Below are 20,123 nucleotides of genomic sequence, written 5' to 3' on the forward strand. Positions count from 1 at the left end.
AACGATGAGGCGCGTGGGCACCGTCCGTCTGGCGGCCAGGAGCGACGCCCTCGTGCGCCGCGGCGCCCTGCTGCTCGAGGATGCCCTGCGCACCGCCTCGTTCCCCGACGGCGGACCCGGCCGGGTGCTCCTCATCCGCTCCCTCCGGGTCGGAGTCATCCAAGGCCACCTGCCACCGGCGAGCCTCGCGCTCAGCCTGGAGCAGCGGGTGCGCGAGCTGGCCATATCCGCCGTGTATGCCGGGGAGGACTCGGCCGCGCATCGCGACGCCGTCTTCTTCCGGGATGACGCGGAGCCCACCGTCGCGCTCGCGCGGCGGCTGGTGCGCGGAGCGCCCGTGACGGGCTGGTTCTGGCCCCTCGCCGTGCCGGGCTTCCACCCCTCCCAGCCCCGGGACGAGTCCCTGCGCCTGGTGCTCGCCACCGCGCTCCGGACGAGCGCCGGACCGGCCGCCGCGATGCGGCTCGTCGAGACCCTGCACGCGGAAGGTGGCCTCGACCTGCTGCTCGGTGCCCTGCGGTGGCACGAGGGTCCCGTGCTCCTCCAGTCCCTCGGGAGTAGACCGCCGGGTCCGGTCCTCCCGACCGAGGTGCCGGCGCCTGGAGAGACGGCGCGAGTGCTTCCCTCCGCCCCGCTGCGCGCCTCGGTGGCCCGGTGGGTGGAGACGTGGGGTGCGGAGGATGCGCGCTCGGTCTGGCTCACGGCCGTGGCGCTCGTGCTCGAACGGTGGGGGCGCCTCGCGGATGTCCGGCTGGTCGAGCGGGCGGCTCGCCTCGCCGCCGGGCTCGTGTCCGGGCCGGCCAGAACGGCACGGGGGCGGGACGGACACGAAGCACCGCCCTCCTCCCCCGTTGCGCGCGGCGGCTCCACCGAGGCGCTCCCTCCCGAAGGGAACGGACACGAGGGCGGCGTCCCCTCGGCCGACAGCAAGCAACCCACCAGGGTCGCCGCGCCTGAAGAGGACTCCAGGTCCGCGCCCTCCGCTCCACGACACGAGCCAGGACCCGCTCCCACCACATTGAAGCCTCCCGCCAGCTCCGCCCTCGTGGCTCCCGAACGCCCCGCCCCAGAGGCTCCGGGAATGGAGGCGGGCTCGCAACCGCGCGCACCGTGGCCGGAGGTCCCTCTTCCCACGGTGGCCGGTGGGCTGCTCTTCCTGGTGCCCGTTCTCGAACGGCTCGGCATCTCCACGCTTCTCGAAGAGCACCCCTCCCTGCTCGAGCTCGACCTGACGGACCGGCTCCTCTCGTTCATCGCCGAGCGGCTCGGCGTTCCCGCGACGGACCCCTCGCGCGTGATTCTCGAGACCCACCTCCGAGGCCCGAGACCCGTTCACTGCCCCTTCGCCCTTCCCGAGCGCCTGCGCACGCAGGTGGCCATCAGGAGGGAGGATGCTCCCCTGGCCTTCCACGAGGGAGGGCCCCTGGAGCGCACCGTGCTCACCGACGCAACGGGCAGACTCCCCCTCGCCGTCACCTACGGTGTGGAACCCGGAGGAGCGAACCCTCCGCCGGAGCGCACGCTCGCGCCCGCGCTGCGCGGGGAGGATGACCTCGGACTGCTGCTCCTGGGCCTGAGGACAGCGGCACGGCGGTGGTGCCGCCGCTACGCACGGCTCGGACTCCACGAGCTCGTGCGCCGTCCCGGACGCATCACGGCGACGCGCACCCATGTCGATGTCCTGTTCGACATCCAGCAGGCGGACATCCGCGTGCGAAGCGCGGGGCTCGACGTCGATCCCGGATGGGTCCCCTGGCTCGGCCGGGTGGTGAGATTCCATTACCTGCATGGGGAGTCGTGAGGGCACCGATGACCTTCGAAAGCCGGAGAACTCACATGGGCACCCCTTTCTCGACGCCCCTCACCCTGAACCACCTGGCCCTGGCGGCCCTGGCGCGGCAGACCACTGCCGCCGATGACACCCACCTCGAGACCCAGGTCCTGCGCCAGGCCCGAGCCCTGGTGGAGACCCGGCATTCCGACTGGCTCGCGGGCGCACGGGTCCTCCTGGAGGAGCCCGCCCCCGTGGACGTGCCCCTCGTGCGGCTCGGCCGGGAGCTGGGCCTCACCCTCCTGGAGCAGCTCGCCGTGGCGCTCGCCGCGGCCGTGGAGGAGGAGCAACTGGTGGGCCGCGTCCTCGCCTACATCCAGTCTCCCACCGGCACCTCCCGGCCCATGCTGGGCCTCATCGCCTCGGCCCTCGCCGAGGCGGCGCCCCCGGGCAGCATCCCCCTGCACGCCCTCTCCAATGGCGCCGCCTTCCAGAGCCGGCTCCTCTCCCGGCTCGGCACGGAGGCACCCCTCGCCGATCAGTCCTTCGCGCTCCCCCTGCCCCTCTACCTCGCCCTCCGAGGCCAGGATGGCGCGTGGCCCGGGACGACGCTCGGGCTCGGTCCCTACCCCGAAGTCCCCCTGCCGGCCTCCGTCCTCGAGCAGGTGCGCCGCCACGCGGACACCCTCGCCACCCAACCACGGAGCGCGCTGCTGCTGCGCGGCGCCTCGCCAGCCGAGACCCGCACCGTGGCGGCCTCGCTGGCCGCCGCGCTGGGCCGCCGCCCCCTCTTCATCGAGACCGACCGGCTCGACGCCCTCGGTCCCTATCTCCAACTGCGCTCGCTGCTGCCCGTGTTCTGCTTCGACCTGGGCCCTGGCGAGCGCAAGCTGGTGCCGCTGCTGCCCTTCTACGACGGCCCCGTCCTGCTCACCTGCGGACCGGAGGGCAACCTCGAATGGCCCGCGGGCAGCATGCTCTCCTGGTCCCTGCCCATGCCCCGGCGGGACGAGCGCCGTACCCTCTGGGAGACGTCGCTGGGCGATGCCGCGCTGGCCGAGCACCTCGCCAGCGCCCACCGCCACCGCGCCGGGAGGATCGCCCACCTGAGCCGCATGGCGCGGCGTCACGCCGCCGTGCGGGGCCTGTCCAGGCCAGAGGAGCGGGATCTACTGGACGCGGCGTGGTCGGACGAGGGAGGCGGACTGGGCTCGCTGGCCCAGGCCCTGCCCGAGCGCATCAGCGACGAGGCCCTGGTGGCCCCTCCGCCCATCGCCGCCGAGCTCGAGGCGCTGCTGCTGCGCTGCCGCTCGCGAGACGGGCTGGCCGAGGGGCTCGGCGCCTCCGCCACGACGCGCTACCGCACCGGGGTGACGGCGCTGCTGGTGGGCCCCTCCGGCACGGGCAAGACGCTGGCGGCGGGCTGGCTCGCCACGCGGCTGGGCATGCCGCTCTACCGGGTGGATCTGGCCAGCGTGACGAGCAAGTACATCGGCGAGACGGAGAAGAACCTCGCCCAGCTCTTCGCGCGCGCCGAGCACGCCGAGGTGATGCTGCTGTTCGACGAGGCGGACTCGCTCTTCGGCCGGCGCACGGACATCCGGGACTCCAACGACCGCTTCGCCAACGCGCAGACCAACTACCTGCTCCAGCGCATCGAGTCCTTCGACGGGGTGGCGATCCTGACGAGCAACAGCAAGGGCCGGTTCGATCCGGCCTTCATGCGCCGCCTGGACGCGATCATCGAGTTCCCCATGCCGGGGCCGGAGGAGCGGCGCTCGCTCTGGCTGTCGCACCTGGGCGAGGGGCATCAGGTGGCGCCCAAGGACCTGAACCGGCTGGCCGCCATGGCGGAGCTGAGCGGCGGACACATCCGCAACGCCGTACTGCTCGCGGCGGTGCTGGCACGCGGGGAGGGACGGCCCATCGAATACGCCGATCTCTTGAGAGGCTTCGCGAGCGAATACAGGAAGCTCGGGCGCCACGTTCCAACGGAGTTGCGCCCGGGCGGCAACTGAAGACGAGAGGGAAGACGGATGTCAGAGATCCTGCAGGATGCCGGCGGTACCACCTCGAGGCCAGACGCCATCATCGAGGGCGAGCACGCCCATGCCCATGTGATTCCCGCCACCGATGACGGCTCGAGCGGCCCTATAGAGGTGGGCTTCCCCGTCAACTTCTTCGGGAAGTTCTACACGCACCTCTTCATCAACACGAACGGCAACGTCACCTTCGGGGAGCCCCTGTACAAGTACATCCCCGCCGGGCTGAAGGTGAAGTCCGGGCTGCCGCCCATCATCGCGCCCTTCCTGGCGGACGTGGATACGCGGGCAAGGGACTCGGGGCGCATCGGGTACGGCACCGTGATGTTCGAGAGCCGCGTGGCCCTCTGCGTGAACTGGATCTCCGTCGGCTACCACCGGGAGCGTACCGACAAGCTCAACAGCTTCCAGCTCCTGCTGGTGGACCGGGGTGATGCGGGGCTGGGCGATTTCGACATCGTCATGAATTACGACCGCCTGGAGTGGGAGTCCGGAGGCTCCACTCGCGGAACGGGAGGCCTGGGAGGGCGGACCGCGGCGGCGGGCCTGTCGGCGGGAACGGGCAAAGAGAATACCTTCTTCGAATTCCCCGGCTCCCACATCCCCGGCGCGCTGCTCGATACCCACGCGGATGGGCTGTCCAACACGAGCACGAACAGCGCCGTCAAGGGCCGCCACATCTTCCGGATGCGCAGGGGAATGCTCAACGTTCCGACGAAGCTGCGCGATGGCGCTCACCTCATGCCCCGCGCCGTGCGGCTGCTGGATGGCAGGGTACTCGTCCTGGGCGAATTCAACCGGGTGGCGGACGTGTTCGACCCTCGCACGAACACCTGGACGTCCACGAAGTCCACCAACGCCAATCGCCGCCGTCATACGGCCACGTTGTTGCCGAATGGCCATGTCCTGGTGACGGGCGGCGAGGACCAACCCAAGACCGCGGAGGTGTACGACCCGGCCACCAATGACTGGACGGCCGTCGCCGACATGAGCGTGGGCCGCGTCGGGCACACGGCCACGTTGCTGGAGAGTGGAAAGGTCCTGGTGATCGGAGGTCAGGCGACGCAGAGCGACTCCTCCGAAAGGCACGCCTCCGCCGAGCTGTATGATCCGGAGCTCAAGACCTGGACGGTCATCGCCCATGCCATGAACAGCCCCCGGAGCTGGCATACGGCCACCCTGCTGCCAGATGGGAACGTGCTGGTCACCGGGGGCGAGAATTTCGACCTCACCACCAGACAAACCTTCAATCTGGCCTCGGTCGAGCTGTACGACGCGAAGAACGGGACCTGGACGCTCGCCGGCGGCATGAGCACTGCCCGGCGCGCGCACACCGCCACGCTGCTGAAGACAGGACAGGTGCTGGTCGTCGGCGGCAAGAACGCCACCTCCACCGCCTCTTACGGCTCGGCCGAGCTGTACGACCTCGAGGACAAGGTCTGGAAGGCCACGGGCAGTCTGGCGCTCCAGCGCTGCAACCACACCGCCACCCTGCTGGATTCCGGCCACGTGCTCGTCACCGGCGGCTACCACGCGGGCAGCGACCTGGGGGGTATCCGCAACAGTGTCGAGCTGTACGATCCCGAAACCCAGACATGGAGCACCACCGTTCCCATGGGCGCGGATCGCGAGTTCCACGACGTGGCCCTGCTGACGGATGGCCGGTTGTTGATCGTGGGGGGTTCGAGCAACATCGGCAAGGGAACGTACGAGTTCTATTACCACCCGCTCATCAGGAGGCAGGAACCGCATCGTGGGGGATGCTGTTCGTAGAGCCACCGCTCACCGGAAGGCGTCGAGCCATGTCACGGACGTTCGAACCGAGGAAGCGGAAAGCCGAGCCCGAGGAGCTCCAGGAGCTCCTCAAGCGTCGTGCCGAAGCCGCCCAGCGTGAAGTGGCTTCGACGCCCGAGACCGGGACGATGGGACCCACCAGCGCCCTGCCGCTCTTCCTGGGTGGCCAGCCTCGGGAGTCCACCGTCCCGCTCTTCCTGGGCGGTCAGCCTCGGGAGTCCACCGTCCCTCTGTTCCTGCGGGGCTCCGTTCCCACGCCCACCGCACCGGCTCCCCTCCCGTTCGAGGAACTGACACCCGCGGAGGAACTGGCACCCGAGGAGGAATCGGAGCCCGAATCGGACGAGGCGCTCGCGAGCGGCACGGAAGGCCCGAGCAGCAGCGACAGTGCTGGCCCGACTTCCTCCGAGGTCGAAGCCCAGCCGGCTCCAACCCCCGAGGCACTCCCGCCTCAGGCGGCAACGGGAGCGAACCTCGCCGCACCGGAGGCCCCCACGGGCGAGTCCCTGGAACCGGGCCTGGAGGCCCCTGGAACGGAGGGACTCGCACCCGAGGGCGCGCCTTCCGATGCCACGGCCGGAGTGGAGAGCGAGGCCACCGAAGCCGAGGCGGTGACGGACGAAGGCGCGGGGACCGAGCTCACGATGGCCCAGGACTCGCCTCCACCCGAGCCGGACCAGGCCCTCGCGCAATTCCGGACCCAGGTGAGCCGGCGCGTGGAGGCCATCCCCAACCCCCACGTCGGCGGCGGACCGGGCGTCGCGCGGGTCCAGCGCGAGGGGGAACAGAGCGTCGATCGGGTTCACGTGGTGCGTGCGCGCGTGCCCGCCTCGGCCCAGCAGCAGGTGCCACGCCTCCCCACGGACGTGCCCGCCATTCCGGCCGCGACCCCGGAGGAGCCCGTCCCCCACGCCACCTTCCTGATCGAGCAGGCCTCGAACCGGCTCCTGTCGAACCAGACGCTCCCCGCGCTCCAGAGCAGCCCGCGAGGGAACACGCCCCGCCTCGGCCAGCGTCCCCTCTCCGCCGAGAGGCTCGAGCAGGTCCGCGGCGCCCTCGATGCGGGACCTCCGGTGAGCGATCCGCGCGACGAGGCGCGCATGCAACTGCTCTCGATCCGCGAGGGGCTCCTGCAACGGCAGGAGGTGGAGCCACAGGCCGGCCCCCCCATCACCCTCCAGCAGCCGGTGCCGCCCCAGCCGCAGCCCCTGGCCGGACAGGCGCGCACCCAGGCCATCGAGGTGTTCGCCAGCTTGATGGCGGACGTGCCCACGACGGCGCGCGACATGCTCCGCGACGTCCGGTTGGCGCTCATGGGGGGAGAGCCGCCCCGGGGACAGGAGTCGCTCGGCGAGGCCGAGATGCTTCCCGAGCTCGAGCAGAGCCTCGGCGCGCAGCTTGGCACGATCGCCACCGAGGCGGGCGTGGCGGGCCAGCAGCTCGACGAGGCCGTCCTCCTGCGGCGTGAGCAGCTCGCGGCGCAGACCCAGCAAGCGTCATCGGACGTGAACCAGTGCGTGGCCGATCAGACCCAGGCCCTCTCCTCCGCGGGCCAGGAGCTGTCCAGCACCGTCGCCACCGAGCGGCAACGCCTCGACGCACAGGCCGACGCCGTCCAGGCGAGCCTCGCGGGTGGTACCCCCGAGGACCTCGTCCGGGTGAAGCGAGATCGCCTCCTGTCCAACGTCAACCGCACGGCCGCCCGGCAGACCGCGCGCTACCGCCAGGCCCGGGAGACGCGCGAGGCGGAGCTCGCCCCTCGGGAGCTCGAATACACGAGCGCGTACGAGGCCGTCACCCAGCGCGACGTCTTCCAGCTGCGGGAGGCGCCTCCCGCGGACCAGACCCCCGAGCAGCTCCAGGCGCTCATCCAGACCAGCGAGAACTGGGGCCGCGAGCGCCGTGACGAGGTGGTGCGTACCTTCGGTGACTTCCGCACGGCCATCCAGCGCGAGTCCCAGTCGTTCACCGAGGGCCTCGACCAGGCCGCCGAACAGGCCCGGGAGGAGATCCGCGATTGGGCCGCCACCCAGACGGGGGAGACCCGCGGCTTCTTCACGCGCCTGTTCGAGAGCTGGACGGACTGGTCCGATCAGGCCCGCGCCAACGCCCAGGCCTGGGAGGAGCTGCGCAACCAGGAGACCGCCGCGCTCGTCGGCGAGCAGCTCGACCTGCTCACGCGGCTGCAGGACGCCGAGGCGCACGGGATTTCAGAGCAGCAGGTACTCGAGGCCAACCGCCTGACGCGGGAGCAGGAGGCCGTCGTCCGGGCCTTCTTCCACCGGGACCGGAGCCGTCCCGTCGATCCCATCGCCATCGTCGCGGCCGCGGTCCGCGCGCGGCTGGTCGCCAGCCGCCGCGGTGAGCTGGAGCAGCGGCTCCGGGCCCTCGTCCTCGAGAGGTGCTCGGTCGACCAGCTCGAGACGATCGGCAACCAGCGCGGGCCGCTCAACCCGAGCCGCGTTCGCGAGCGTGGCAACGCCATCAACCGTGCGCTCCACGGCGGCATCTTCGGCATGAACGAGACCGAGGCCGCCATGGAGCAGCTCGGTGGTCTCAACGAGTTCCAGGCGCTCGCGCTGCGCAAGTACTACAAGGATACATTCGGCGACGAGCTCGACGACGATCTGCGCTCGGAGCTCCACGAAGGGGAGTTCGACCGGGCACAGGCGCTGCTGTCCGGCCGGCAGGAGGAGGCGCTCGCGGCGCAGCTCTTCTCCGCCACACAGGAGCAGTTCCTGGGCACGAGCCTCGGCACGGACGAGGCCGCCATCTTCCGGGCCCTGCGCGGGCTCACGCGCGAGCAGCGGGACGCGGTGGAGCGCATCTATCGCGAGCGCTACCACCAGGATCTGCGCACGGACGTGCTCGAGGATCTGGGCGACTGGACCACCTCGACGACCCACGACGCGGAACGGGCCACGGCGCTCTTCGAGCTCAACGTCGCCCGCGCCGACGCCATCGCGCTCGACCAGGCGCTGTACTTCGGCGGCTCGAGCCGGCGCCAGGACGCGGAGGCCGTCTACCAGCAGATCTCCCAGGACGTGCAGCAGCAGGCCCAGCGCGAGGGGTGGACCACCGCGCGGATGCAGGAGGAGATGTCGCGCCGGACCCGGGAGGTCACGCGGGAGTACGACGCCCGCTACGCGAACGAGCCCGTGCTCGTCCCGCAGCCCGACGGCAGCTACCAGCAGATTCCTCGCGGCTCCCTCCAGCAGAGCATCGAGCGCACCACCTTCGGCGGCGAGCGCGACCTGCTCGTGGCCCTCTCGGAGGCCAACCAGTCCGCGGCCGACGCCGCTCGCATCCGCATCGAGCGCGAGTCGCTGTTCCAGTCCAGCGATACGCAGATCAATCAAACGATCGAGTCCCAGTACACCCGGGCACTCGAGGACACCCGTCGGGATCTCGAGGCGGAGAGACGGGCCCTGCAGGATCCCTCCGCGGCCTCGCGGGACCGCGCTCATGCGGTATCGCCCGAGGTGGCGGCTCTGGCCCGGCGGCGCGAGGATCTCCAGCGCGACCTGCGCGCGCGCGCCGCCAGCGCACGGCCGCCCTGGGACGAGAACACCTACTTCCGCGAGCAGCAGCTCGTGGAACAGCGGATTGAAGGGGAGATCACCGAGCTCGCCCGCCGCCGCGCCAGCGGGTACATGACGGCGATGACCGCCGGGTACCAGCAACGGTACGGCGAGACGGTCGAACAGGTGGTTCGCGAGAACGTCCAGAACCAGATCCTCGGGTTCGGCGGCGACCGGCGCGACGAGGCCCTGACGCGGTTGCGGCAGGGCGGCTACCTGGACGCCTACCAGCAGTTCGACTTCGCCGAGCGCGCCGGAGAGGGCGATCGCATCCTGCAATCGCTCCAGAACCTGCCTCCGGACGAGTTGCAACGTGTGCGGGAGCGCTGGGAAGCGAACCATCGCGGGCGGAGCTTCGACGAGGCGGCGCTCTCGGCCGCCAGTGGCGAGCACTCGGTGGACGTGCAGGTGGCACTGCGCGGGCGGCCCCAGACGCTGGACGAGCTCGTTGCCCAGGAGGCCCTGCGTGTCGAGATGCAGCGCGACTCCGGCGTGCTCACCGGGTGGGTGGCCGGGCCCGAGCGCGCGACGATGGAGCACCGCCTCCAACAGCTGCGCGATCAGCGCGAGCGGCTGAGGGATCCGCGGTTGCGCGAGGATCCGGACCGGATGCTCGCCGCCATCGGTGAGACGCGCGTGCACGCGGAGGTCGTCCAGCAGGCGGCGCGGGATCATCGGGAGGCCGTGGCGTCCGTCACGGAGTCCATCGCGAACGCCGCGTCCATCGCCGTGGCGGTCGTCGTGGGGGCGGTGGGCGCCATCTTCACGGGAGGAGCGTCGGCGGCGGTGGCGCTGGCCATCATCGCCTCGCTGGCCTCCACGGCCACCTCCATGGGGACGCGGGCCCTCTTCATGGGGCGGGCCTACGGCCGCGAGCAGATGTACACGGACATGGCGGTCGGCGTCGTCGACGCGGTGGTGGCCGCGCTCACGGCCGGGATGGGCAACCGGTTGCTGGGCATCCGCCAGGTCGCCACCAGCGTGGCCGAGCGGCAGGTGGCGCAGCAGGCCCAGCGCCAGATCCTCGCCCGGATGCGCGACTTCACGGTCCGTCAGATGTCGCGGCTGGGGAACGTGGGGCGGCTCACCCAGTCGGTGCACGCCATCGAGTTCCTCGAGCGGATGGCCGCGCAGGAGGCGAGCTGGTACAGCCGACTGGCCGCCCACGCCATCTCGCAAACCGTCGAGAACGTGGTGCAGGCGGTTCCCAGCGCGGTGGTGGGCAGCGCGCTCGAGAGCCGCAACTGGGAGGGCGGCAACCCGCTCCTCAACATCCTGGGCTCCAGTACGGAGCAGGTCCTCCATGGCGCGGTCATGGGGCTCGCCATGAGCGGGGCGCACGCCTCGGCGGGCCACGTGTGGGGCTTCATCCGAGGGCCGGGGCTGGGCGTCGACACCCACCCGATGCCACCCGAGCGGCTCACCGGCGAGCAGCGGCAGGCGCACCTGCGCGAATACCTGGAGATGCACCCGGGCCGCACCGAGGCGGACTTCGACGCCACCGTCGCGCGCGAGCACGCGCGGGCCCTGGCCGACTACGAGCAGGCGCGCACCTACCGCGAGAGCGTACAGGGCGAGGTGTCCGACAGCCTGCGCGCCGGGGGGCACCCGGACGTCTCGGATGTCCCCGTCACGGTACTCGGGCCCGTCGAGTTCCAGCGGCTACGCGCCTCGGGTGACGTGACGATGTCGCCGGACGGGCACGCGGCCATCGTGGTGCGCGACGGGCAGGCGCACGTCGTCATGCGGGCGGGCGCCGACCCCGCCTCCGTCCGGGAGCTGGTCTCGCATCTGGCCGAGCGGGTGGAGCCCGGCACGCACGGAAGGACGAAGAACCCCGCCGAGGCGCTGCCGCGCGACCTGCGCAACCGCGTCCCCATCGAGGTGAACCCCAAGCTCACGGGAGAGACCGTCCAGGTCCACTACATCGAGCACGATGGGCTCATCGTCGGCACCTGGATGGAGATCGGACCGAACGCGCGCGCCATCGACATCACGATGCATGCCGACACGGCCCGGGCGATGCGCCGGCTGGAGGGCGCGAGCGGGCGCGTCCTGCGGCTCAAGGACCGGCTCGGCACCTGGTTCGGCCTGCATGGCGAGAGGGCGGGCCCCGGCACGACGGCGTTCGAGGCCCGGCTCGAGGTAGAGAAGCTCCCGCGCATCATCCAGGAGCGGGCGGCCGCGCTCCAACGGGCGGGCGGCATCGACACCCCCGAGGGCCGGCACATCGCCATCGAGATGGCCATGCTGCAGGACCAGCTCGCCCATTTCGAGCAGGTGGTCCGGTCCATGGAGATCGAGCCCGGCCGTGGCTACGTCGCGGCCGAAAAGCCCATTCCCGCCCACTACCCGTCCGAAGAAGGTCAGAACTGGTACTGGAGGCGCACGGGTGACGAGTGGCTTCCGGTCCAGCGCCCCGGCGCTCCGAGACCGGGAGAGAACCAGAAGTGGACGCTGGTCGAGGTCGAAGTGGAAGGCCAGAGGCGGTATGAGGTCCAGGCGCGCGAATCGCAGCGCCCGACGCTGGCCGATCGCCAGAACGCGGCGGCCCAGCGTGACAGCACAAACCCGACCGAGCGCAAGAGCTTCCAGCCGTTGGAAGACGTCATCAACGCGGGCATTCCCGAAGCGGCCGGTACGCCACGCCTGTTCTCGGAGGGCGAAGCGGGCCAGCTCCGGGATTGGGTCGCGGTGATGCGTCGGATGGGTCTATCAAAGGAGGGCGTGCAGCGGGTCCTCGGCGACCTGACCCCCGGCTATACCGAGAACGCCTACGGCAACTTCGTGCGCCGGCTACGCCGCGAGATGCTCCAGTTCGTGCGCCAGCAAGACAACCCGATGGCTGTCCTCCGGGAGTTCGTGGTCCATGAACGGGATGCGACCGATAACATCACCCGGAGGCGGCTGGTCCCCGACAATGCGACGGCGGGCACGCTCTTCCGCGAGTACCGCGAGGCGCTGATGGGTCTTGGTACCGACCCGGCCACGGGTGAGCCGCGGTCTTCGATGATTCCCGGCCTCCAGGCCATCAAGGAGTCCGCCGTGTTCCCGGACGGCAGACAGGCCGACGGTGTCGTGCACATCTCGGAAGACCAGCGAGGCGGTCCCCCTGGGAGCCCGGGTTGGAAGTACCTGATAGAGGACAAGGCAGGGAGCAGCTACGATTCCGAGCAGGCTGCCGCCTACTCGGCCAGAGTGGAGAACGGTACCATCTCGACGAAGTCAGGCACCTACCACGGGCTCATCTACGTCTTCGAGAATGAGCGAGCAGCGAGAAGTGCCCGCGACAACATGAAAACCAACAACATCAGCGGCAGCATCTTCATTGCGTACTTCGACAGTAGAGGGGACTTCCGCTGGTTGGCACGAAAGTAACAGATGATCCTTACACTCGACGCCTCGTTGCAGAGGGACAACATCACCGATGCGGTCAAGACCTGCCTTGATGCGATCAACGAGGCCGGCGTTGGACCTGTCGTCGCCTGGGCGAGCCCGCAGGATGCGGGGCGCCGGAAAATGGAGGAGCTCCCAGCCGCGCTGGAGCAGATGCGCGCGCGGCAGCCGCAGAGTGTGCGTCTCGTACTCTCGGGGGAGGATCGGGAAGTGATGATCTTCGAGTCGGCCCCCCCCTGGGGCGTGACGATCGAATTCGGTGTGGAGAGCCCCCAAGTGGATGGATTCGGAGCCCGCCTGGTCGCGCTCGCGGAGATCTCCCGTCAGCTCCTACGCCGTGGGGGACTCGAGTCACTCTCGATGCGTAGGGAGGGCAATGGACCGGACTGCCTCCCCGAAGTCCCCATTGCCGAGAGTCATCGCCACATCGTGGTGACCACGGAGCGCGAGGTTGCCGCCGTGTACGATGACCCCAGGGCGTTCTGGGCCTCCTGGGACAGCCGCGAACAGGTGGGCGATCAGGTCCTGCTGTGCCGGGCCCTGAATACCACCAGCAGCGCCTCGTACCTGCGCGCCGTACTGGAACATCAGGCCGCGATGGCCCGCGCCGCCAAACCCCGGCTCACGCGCTACTTCTCGCCGCGCGTCATGCCCGAGGAGCGCCCCATCTACTCCGCGGGTGAGCCACGCCTGCTGCCCGTCGGCTACGAGGCCACGTCGCGCACGGTGGAGTACTCGTGCCTGGTGGAGCCGAACGAGCACATCCACCTCTGGGAGATCGACGCGATCAGGAAGCAGATCCGGGACAAGAAGCTGGCCGACGGCCGGCAGATCGACGCGGTGCGCGTCGTCTTCTTCGACAAGCAGATGGCGATGCGCGAGAAGAGGCCGCTGCTGGACGTGGGAGCGCGAGTCTTCTTCCAGAAGGACGCCACCCAGACGGAAGAGGTTCTGGAGTGACGCTCCACTGGCCCGCGGAGCGAAGCCCTCGAGCGGCCGTGGTCGTCCTGGCGCCAGGGGCGCGGCTGGAGGCACTCGAGTCCTTCCTCTCATCCGAGGGCTGGACGCGGGAGCCCGACCGCGCCGCGATGAACGCGGGACAGTCCGAGCCGGTGTTCGTGAGCTGGTCTTTGCCCGAGCGTGATGGCGAGCTCGACTACACCTTCGAACCCGAGACGGGGGTCCGGTTCCTGGAGGTGCGCGGCCCCGACGCGCTGGCTCACGCCGATGCACTCGGGCGCAACCTGCCGGCCGTCACCAGCTCCGGCGTGGAGCGGTTGCTCCGGGCCACGGCTCCTGGCGATGTGCGCCAGGGCCTCAGGATGGCGGGCCTCCTACGCGACGGCAGCCTGGCGCAGGGAGTGCTCGCTCAGCTCGAACATCCCGACCCCTCGGTGCGCGAGCTCGCGCGGGAGATCCTCGAGCACGCGCTCACGGAGATGGCTCCCGCGCGCGGAGGGAGGGACGATGCCCTGGCGCTCTTCCTCGCCACGCCGGACCCTGGCACCCGCAGACAGATATTGCGCTGGCTCGGGAAGGACCACCCGGCGTTGACGGCCAGGATCGAACAGGTACTCGAAGCCGCGCTCGAGGATCCGGACTGGGAGGTGCGCACCACGGCGTTGCTCCTCACCGGCCGCTACGGTGCCCGCCGCCTGGCTGTCGGAGTGCGGAGTTGCAGGCTCTCCAACGAGGGAGGGCTCGGGCCCACGCGCCACGACGCCCCCCTGTTCGAGACGGCGCGCCGGGCGGTGCTGCACCTCCTCGCGGGCCAGCCTCTGCCGTCCGAGTCCGCGGTGACGTTGCCCGCTCAACGCGAGCAGCTCCAGGTGGCCCGCTGCATCCTCGGGAACCCGGTCGCTCGAGACCATGTGTTCCTGCTCTTCCAGGCCCTCACCGAGCCGCTGCCACCAACGCCCGCCGGTCCGCCGCCGCACACCCTGCCCCGGACCCTCCTGGCCACGCCAGAGGGCTACCGGTTCGAGCCGCTGGCGCTGCCCCTGGCATGGGTTCCTCCCCTCCCCCACTGGCTGGGCGACGAACAGCCCGGCATGGCCGTCCCGAATCCCATCCGGCGCATCACTCCCTCGGCGGGCTTCCTGGTCACGGCGAAATGGTTTTCTCCTCCGCAACAGGAGGGGCCGTTCCACCTCACCTTCGAGCAGGCGGAAACCTGGGCCGCCACGCTGAGCCAGAGGTTCGGCGTGCGCTTCCGATTGCCGACCGCCGATGAGTGGGAGATGGCGGCGCGCGGTCCGGACGGGCGCCTGTTCCCCTGGGGAAACGGGATGGAGTCGTCGCCCGGAGCAACGTCCCCCTGGGGATGCGGAGACCTCTTCCGTTTCGGGGGTGAATGGACTCGCGCGGTGACGGAAGCGGGCGGACCCGTGGTCTGCGGGAGCTCCCGCCGGGGTTGCGCATGGCGCGCCCAGGTGGAACCGACCCAGACGGGCGTGGGCGTTCGCTTCGTCATCGAGCTCTCGTAGAGGCCGTCTGACGCTCCGCCATCAGCCTCCGAGCAGCCCTCCCGTGAGGGCCAGGAACTCCGAGCGCAGCCACTGGTTGCGTGGCTCGCCATCCACCTGGCGGTGCCAGTAGAGGTGGAGCTCCACCGTGGGAAGCATCACCGGCATCGGCAGGATGCGGATGCCCAGGGGGGCGCTGAGCGCCTCCGCCTGGCGCCGTGGAATCGTGAGGAGCAGGTCCGAGCCGGCGACGACACGGCACGCCGCCTCGTAGTGCTGACAGCGCACGGCGATCTCTCGCTGGTAACCCAGACGGCTGAGCACCAGATCCTCGAGGGTCAAGCCCGTGCGCCGCGAGGACACGGTGACGTGCCGCGCGGCCAGATAGGCCGACACATCCAGCTTCCGCCGCCGCGCGCTCACCACGCAGAAGGTGTCTCGCAGCAGCGGCGTGTGGAGCAGGTCGGCGCCGGTCGACTGCGCCACGTCGATGGCCAGGTCCAGTCTCCCCGACGCCAGATCCCTCTCCAGCCCGGCCCGGTCGAGCCGTACGCTCGCGATCCGGACCTGCGGGGCGCTCTCGCGCAGGCGCGTGACGAGCTGCGGCAGGAGCGACGGTTCGAGCACATCGTTCATCGCGACGGTGACCTGGACGACGTCACGCCGGGCGTCGAAGTGACGGGTGCGATGCACGGCCTGCTGGAGCAGCGCGAGCGCCTCCAGGATCCCAGGAGCCAGGCGCTCGGCGAGCGGAGTCGGCACCACACCGCGTCCCTGCCGGACGAAGAGCGGATCGTCGAGCTGCTCGCGCAGGCGCGCCAGGGCGTGGCTCACCGCCGACTGGCTGAGGAACAGGACCTCCGCGGCCCGGGTGAGGTTCCGCTCCCGGTAGATGACGTCGAACACCCGGAAGAGGTTGAGGTCGAGCTGTGCCAGCCGCCCCGATTCATGAGCCCCATTCATGGCAACACATGACCAACATTCACTGGCTTCATCAAGGCCCTCGACCGCAGGATCGCGGCCATACCGAAGGGGCCCCTCATGAACTTCGAGCCGAGTGACCGTTCCAAGGACTACCGAGAGCGCGTGCAGCGCTTCATCCGCGACCACATCCAGCCGGTGGAGGCGCGGTATTGGGCGGACGTCCGCGCCTCGGATCACGGCGGCGACTGGCGGCGCTGGAAGGTGCCCTCCATCATGGAGGAGCTCAAGGCGCGTGCCCGGGCGGAAGGCCTGTGGAACCTGTTCCTTCCCGACGCGAAGCTCGGCGCCGGCCTCAGCACCCTGGAGTACGCGCCCATCGCCGAGGAGACGGGTCGCAGCCTGATGGCGCCGGAGGTCTTCAACTGCAACGCCCCGGACACCGGCAACATGGAGGTGCTCTGGAAGTATGGCTCCGAGGAGCAGAAGGCCCGCTGGCTCACGCCGCTGCTCGCCGGGGAGATCCGCTCCGTCTTCTGCATGACCGAGCCCGACGTGGCCTCCTCGGACGCCACCAACATGCAGGCCACGGTCGTCGTCGAAGGCGATGACGTCGTGATCAACGGCAAGAAGTGGTGGTCGAGCGGCCTCGGCCACCCCCGGGCGAAGATCGCCATCTTCATGGCCCGTACACCCGACTCGACGGCGGATCGCCACCACCAACACTCGATGGTGCTGGTGCCCCTGGATGCTCCCGGTGTCGAGGTCCAGCGCATGCTCCCCGTGTACGGCGACTACGACGCGCCCCACGGCCACGGCGAGGTGCACTTCCACAACGTGCGGGTGCCTCGCGGCAACATCATCGGGGGTCCGGGCATGGGCTTCGAGATCGCCCAGGGACGCCTCGGCCCCGGCCGCATCCACCACTGCATGCGCTGCATCGGCGCGGCGGAGCAGGCGCTCGATCTGATGATCGACCGCGGCATGAAGCGCACCGCCTTCGGCAAGCCGCTGCTCAATCTCGGCGGCAACCGCGAGCGCGTCGCCGAGGCCCGCATCGCGATCGATCAGGCCCGCCTGCTCACCCTCTACGCCGCCTGGAAGCTGGACGAGCTGGGCGCCCTGGGTGCGATGAACGAGATCTCCGCCATCAAGGTTGTCGCCCCCAACGTGCTCCAGAAGGTGGTGGATGACGCCATCCAGATCCACGGCGGAGCCGGAGTGTCCCAGGACACGGCGCTCTCGGGATTCTTCGCCCAGGCACGCAGCCTGCGGCTGGCGGATGGACCGGACGAGGTGCACAAGGGCGTCATCGCCCGCATCGAGCTCGCCCGGCGCGGGTTCTCCAGGAGCCGCGAGTCATGAGCACCCAGCGCATCTTCATCACCGGCGGCGCCAGCGGGCTCGGGCGGTCCATCGCCCTGCGCTTCGCCCGGGCGGGCTGGCGCGTCTGCATCGGCGACGTCAACGACGCCCGTGGGGCGGAGACCGTGGCCGCCCTCACTGTCCTCACCTCCCACGCCCACTACCTCCGCTGTGACGTGACCCGCGAGGAGGATCTGCGCTCGGCCTCCGAGTGGCTCGCCTCGAACTGGGGCGGCGTCGACGTGGTGGTCAACAACGCGGGTGTCGCCCAGGCCGGTGCCATCGAGGATGTCGAGCTGTCCGACTGGGAATGGATCCTCGACATCAACCTCCTGGGCGTCGTGCGTGGCTGCAAGGTCTTCACGCCGATGTTCAAGCGCCAGGGCCACGGACACTTCGTCAACGTGGCCTCGATGGCCGGTCTGCTCGATGTGCCGAAGATGAGCAGCTACAACGCGTCCAAGGCCGCCGTTGTCTCGCTGTCCGAGACGTTGCAGAACGAGCTCGCCGATGACCACATCGCCGTCAGCGTCGTCTGCCCCTCCTTCTTCAAGACCAACCTCGCCGAGTCGATGCGCACCACCGACCCCGGGCTGCGCAAGGCCCTGGACAAGCTGCTCGATCGCTCGCCCGTCACCGCGGACGACATCGCCGACCAGATCTTCCAGGCGGTCGAGAAGCGCGGTTTCTACGTCCTCCCCCACCGCGAGGGCCGCCAGGCCTGGCTGATGAAGCGGCTCCTCCCGCGTGAGCTCTACACCTCGTTCATGCAGAAGCGCACCCGGAAGCTCCGCGGTCACGCCGAGGCTCCGCGGACCTGAGCGACGAGGACCCATGTCACCGACCATTCCCCTCGACGAGGCCAGGGCCGTGCGCACGGGCGAGGAGCTCGATGTTCCGGCCGTGGACGCCTGGCTCAAGGCCCAGGTGCCAACACTGGAGGGCACTCCCAAGATCACCCAGTACGCGGGCGGCGCCTCCAACTGGACCTACCGCCTCGAGTACGCCAACCGCGACCTCATCCTGCGCCGCCCTCCCGCCGGCACCAAGGCGAAGTCGGCGCACGACATGGCGCGCGAGTTCACGGTGCAGAAGGCGCTCAAGCCCGCCTACCCCACCGTGCCCACCATGGTCGGGCTCTGTCAGGACCCCGCCGTCATCGGCGCCGAGTTCTATGTGATGGAGCGCATCCCCGGCCTCATCCCCCGCTCGCGCCTGCCCCCCGGGTTGCGCCTGGACGCGGCCCAGACCCGGCAGCTCTGTCTCAACGTCATCGACAAGCTCATCGAGCTGCACCGGGTGGACTACAAGGCCGCGGGGCTCGAGTCGCTCGGCAAGGGCGCCGGCTACCCCCGGCGGCAGATCGAGGGCTGGTCGGATCGCTATGAGAAGGCGCGCACCTGGAACGTCCCCAGCTTCCGGTACGTGCGCGACTGGCTGAAGGCCAACACCCCCGACGACATCGCCACCTGCGTCATCCACAACGACTGGCGCTTCGACAACGTGGTGCTCGACCCGGAGCGTCCCTCCGAGGTCATCGGCGTGCTCGACTGGGAGATGGCCACCCTGGGCGATCCGTTGATGGACCTCGGCAACACGCTCGCCTACTGGGTGCACGCCGACGACAACCTGTTGATGCGCATGACCCGCCGTCAGCCGACCCACCTGCCCGGCATGCTCCGGCGCGAGGAGGTCGTCGCGTACTACCTCGAGCGCACCGGACTGAAGCCCGCGAGCTGGACCTTCTACGAGGTCTACGGCCTGTTCCGCCTCGCCGTCATCGCCCAGCAGATCTACTACCGCTACCACCACAAGCAGACGCGCAACCCCGCCTTCAAGAACTTCTGGATCCTCGTCAACTCCTTCGACTGGCGCTGCCGGGGCATCATCAAGAAGGGGGGCCGCTGATGGGTGCCGTGTACCTCGTCCGTCACGGGCAGGCCTCCTTCGGCGCGGCGGATTATGACGAGCTCTCGGACGTCGGGCTCGAGCAGGCGCGGGTGCTCGGCGAGGCGCTGCGCTCGCGCATTCCCGAGGTCGATGCGGTCTTCAGCGGCACCCTCAAGCGCCACGCTCAGACGGCGGAGGGATGTCTCGCCTCGATGGGCCTCGCCCTCTCGCCCCAGCGATTGGCCGGGTTCGACGAGTTCGACCACGAGGAGATCATCTCCCGCTTCGACCCCCGCTTCGCCGACCACGCGCGCATGGTGGAGGCGATCAGCGGAGCGCCGGATCCACGCCGGGCCTTCCAGGAGATGTTCACGCAGGCCGTCGCGCGCTGGACCGCGGGAGGACACGACGCCGATTACTCGGAGCCCTGGTCCGCCTTCCAGGCGCGCTGCCTCGGGGCCCTCGAGGAGCTCACCCGGCGGCTCGGGTCCAGCAAGACCGCGCTCGTCTTCACCTCCGGCGGGCCCATCACCGCCATCTGCCGGGAGCTGCTGCAGATCCCCGTGAGCCATGCGTTCCGCCTCAACTGGACGCTCGCCAACTGCGGCATCACCAAGGTCATCTACAGCGAGCGGGGCCGCTACCTCTCCACGCTCAACGAGCACGGCCACTTCGAGGGCCCTCGGCGCGCGCTCATCACCTACCGGTAGCGAGGTCCGGGTCCCCGGCACGCCCGCTGACATGTCGAAGCCGCCGGGCTGACATGTCAGCCGGAGTGTCAGCGGGGGCTTCCCGAGTCAGCACCCGGCCCGGACACCTCTCTTCTCGCGGGGTTCCGCGTGACTCGGGGTTGGTCCGGTTCGTGCATGCTGGAGGCCCCAGTGATGGAAACAGGACA

General features: G+C 70.1%; 11 protein-coding genes. 10 read left to right on the top strand and 1 reads right to left on the bottom strand.

What is annotated here, in order from left to right:
• Window positions 1-4 precede the first annotated feature (4 nt).
• From JRI60_RS28325 to JRI60_RS28350, 6 genes are read left to right on the top strand one after another with little or no spacing between them, the layout of a single operon-like run.
• On the top strand, window positions 5-1,801 hold the full coding sequence (locus JRI60_RS28325) for a hypothetical protein (RefSeq protein WP_204219004.1): 1,797 nt from the start codon (window positions 5-7) through the stop codon (window positions 1,799-1,801).
• 35 nt (window positions 1,802-1,836) lie between these two features.
• Window positions 1,837-3,789, top strand: a complete 1,953-nt coding sequence (locus JRI60_RS28330; protein ID WP_204219005.1) for an AAA family ATPase — start codon at window positions 1,837-1,839, stop codon at window positions 3,787-3,789.
• An 18-nt stretch (window positions 3,790-3,807) separates the two neighbouring features.
• Window positions 3,808-5,586: a Kelch repeat-containing protein gene (locus tag JRI60_RS28335; RefSeq protein ID WP_204219006.1), complete on the top strand. Its 1,779-nt coding sequence runs from the start codon at window positions 3,808-3,810 to the stop codon at window positions 5,584-5,586.
• A 29-nt stretch (window positions 5,587-5,615) separates the two neighbouring features.
• Window positions 5,616-12,566 carry a hypothetical protein gene (locus JRI60_RS28340; protein ID WP_204219007.1) on the top strand — a complete coding sequence of 2,317 codons (6,951 nt, stop codon included), beginning with the start codon at window positions 5,616-5,618 and terminating at the stop codon, window positions 12,564-12,566.
• A gap of 3 nt (window positions 12,567-12,569) precedes the next feature.
• Window positions 12,570-13,544: a hypothetical protein gene (locus tag JRI60_RS28345; protein ID WP_204219008.1), complete on the top strand. Its 975-nt coding sequence runs from the start codon at window positions 12,570-12,572 to the stop codon at window positions 13,542-13,544.
• The gene (locus JRI60_RS28350; protein WP_204219009.1) at window positions 13,541-15,070 is read left to right on the top strand and encodes an SUMF1/EgtB/PvdO family nonheme iron enzyme; all 1,530 of its coding nucleotides are present in this window, start codon (window positions 13,541-13,543) and stop codon (window positions 15,068-15,070) included. Before JRI60_RS28345 ends, JRI60_RS28350 begins: the two co-directional genes overlap by 4 nt.
• A 21-nt stretch (window positions 15,071-15,091) precedes the next feature.
• Here the strand turns inward: JRI60_RS28350 and JRI60_RS28355 are convergent, their stop codons facing one another.
• Complete coding sequence (locus JRI60_RS28355; RefSeq protein WP_204219010.1) at window positions 15,092-16,012, bottom strand: LysR family transcriptional regulator; 921 nt, start codon at window positions 16,010-16,012, stop codon at window positions 15,092-15,094.
• Window positions 16,013-16,090: 78 nt separating this feature from the next.
• On the opposite strand from JRI60_RS28355, the gene JRI60_RS28360 reads away from it, so the two are divergent.
• The 4 genes from JRI60_RS28360 to JRI60_RS28375 are packed head-to-tail and all read left to right on the top strand — an operon-like array spanning window position 16,091 to window position 19,935.
• Complete coding sequence (locus JRI60_RS28360; RefSeq protein WP_204219011.1) at window positions 16,091-17,335, top strand: acyl-CoA dehydrogenase family protein; 1,245 nt, start codon at window positions 16,091-16,093, stop codon at window positions 17,333-17,335.
• Window positions 17,332-18,156, top strand: a complete 825-nt coding sequence (locus tag JRI60_RS28365; protein ID WP_204219012.1) for an SDR family oxidoreductase — start codon at window positions 17,332-17,334, stop codon at window positions 18,154-18,156. The genes JRI60_RS28360 and JRI60_RS28365 overlap by 4 nt, the downstream gene beginning before the upstream one ends.
• A 13-nt stretch (window positions 18,157-18,169) precedes the next feature.
• Complete coding sequence (locus JRI60_RS28370) at window positions 18,170-19,243, top strand: phosphotransferase family protein (RefSeq protein WP_204219013.1); 1,074 nt, start codon at window positions 18,170-18,172, stop codon at window positions 19,241-19,243.
• Window positions 19,243-19,935, top strand: a complete 693-nt coding sequence (locus JRI60_RS28375) for a histidine phosphatase family protein (RefSeq protein WP_204219014.1) — start codon at window positions 19,243-19,245, stop codon at window positions 19,933-19,935. The genes JRI60_RS28370 and JRI60_RS28375 overlap by 1 nt, the downstream gene beginning before the upstream one ends.
• Window positions 19,936-20,123 lie beyond the last annotated feature (188 nt).

It is taken from the genome of Archangium violaceum, assembly GCF_016887565.1.
GTDB classification, from domain to species: domain Bacteria; phylum Myxococcota; class Myxococcia; order Myxococcales; family Myxococcaceae; genus Archangium; species Archangium violaceum_B.

Bases quoted from the DNA above. Each gene is read 5' to 3' on its own strand.
- JRI60_RS28325 (WP_204219004.1), top strand. From the start codon at position 5: ATGAGGCGCGTGGGCACCGTCCGTCTGGCGGCCAGGAGCGACGCCCTC.
- JRI60_RS28330 (WP_204219005.1), top strand. From the start codon at position 1,837: ATGGGCACCCCTTTCTCGACGCCCCTCACCCTGAACCACCTGGCCCTG.
- JRI60_RS28335 (WP_204219006.1), top strand. From the start codon at position 3,808: ATGTCAGAGATCCTGCAGGATGCCGGCGGTACCACCTCGAGGCCAGAC.
- JRI60_RS28340 (WP_204219007.1), top strand. From the start codon at position 5,616: ATGTCACGGACGTTCGAACCGAGGAAGCGGAAAGCCGAGCCCGAGGAG.
- JRI60_RS28345 (WP_204219008.1), top strand. From the start codon at position 12,570: ATGATCCTTACACTCGACGCCTCGTTGCAGAGGGACAACATCACCGAT.
- JRI60_RS28355 (WP_204219010.1), bottom strand. From the start codon at position 16,012: ATGAATGGGGCTCATGAATCGGGGCGGCTGGCACAGCTCGACCTCAAC.
- JRI60_RS28360 (WP_204219011.1), top strand. From the start codon at position 16,091: ATGAACTTCGAGCCGAGTGACCGTTCCAAGGACTACCGAGAGCGCGTG.
- JRI60_RS28365 (WP_204219012.1), top strand. From the start codon at position 17,332: ATGAGCACCCAGCGCATCTTCATCACCGGCGGCGCCAGCGGGCTCGGG.
- JRI60_RS28370 (WP_204219013.1), top strand. From the start codon at position 18,170: ATGTCACCGACCATTCCCCTCGACGAGGCCAGGGCCGTGCGCACGGGC.
- JRI60_RS28375 (WP_204219014.1), top strand. From the start codon at position 19,243: ATGGGTGCCGTGTACCTCGTCCGTCACGGGCAGGCCTCCTTCGGCGCG.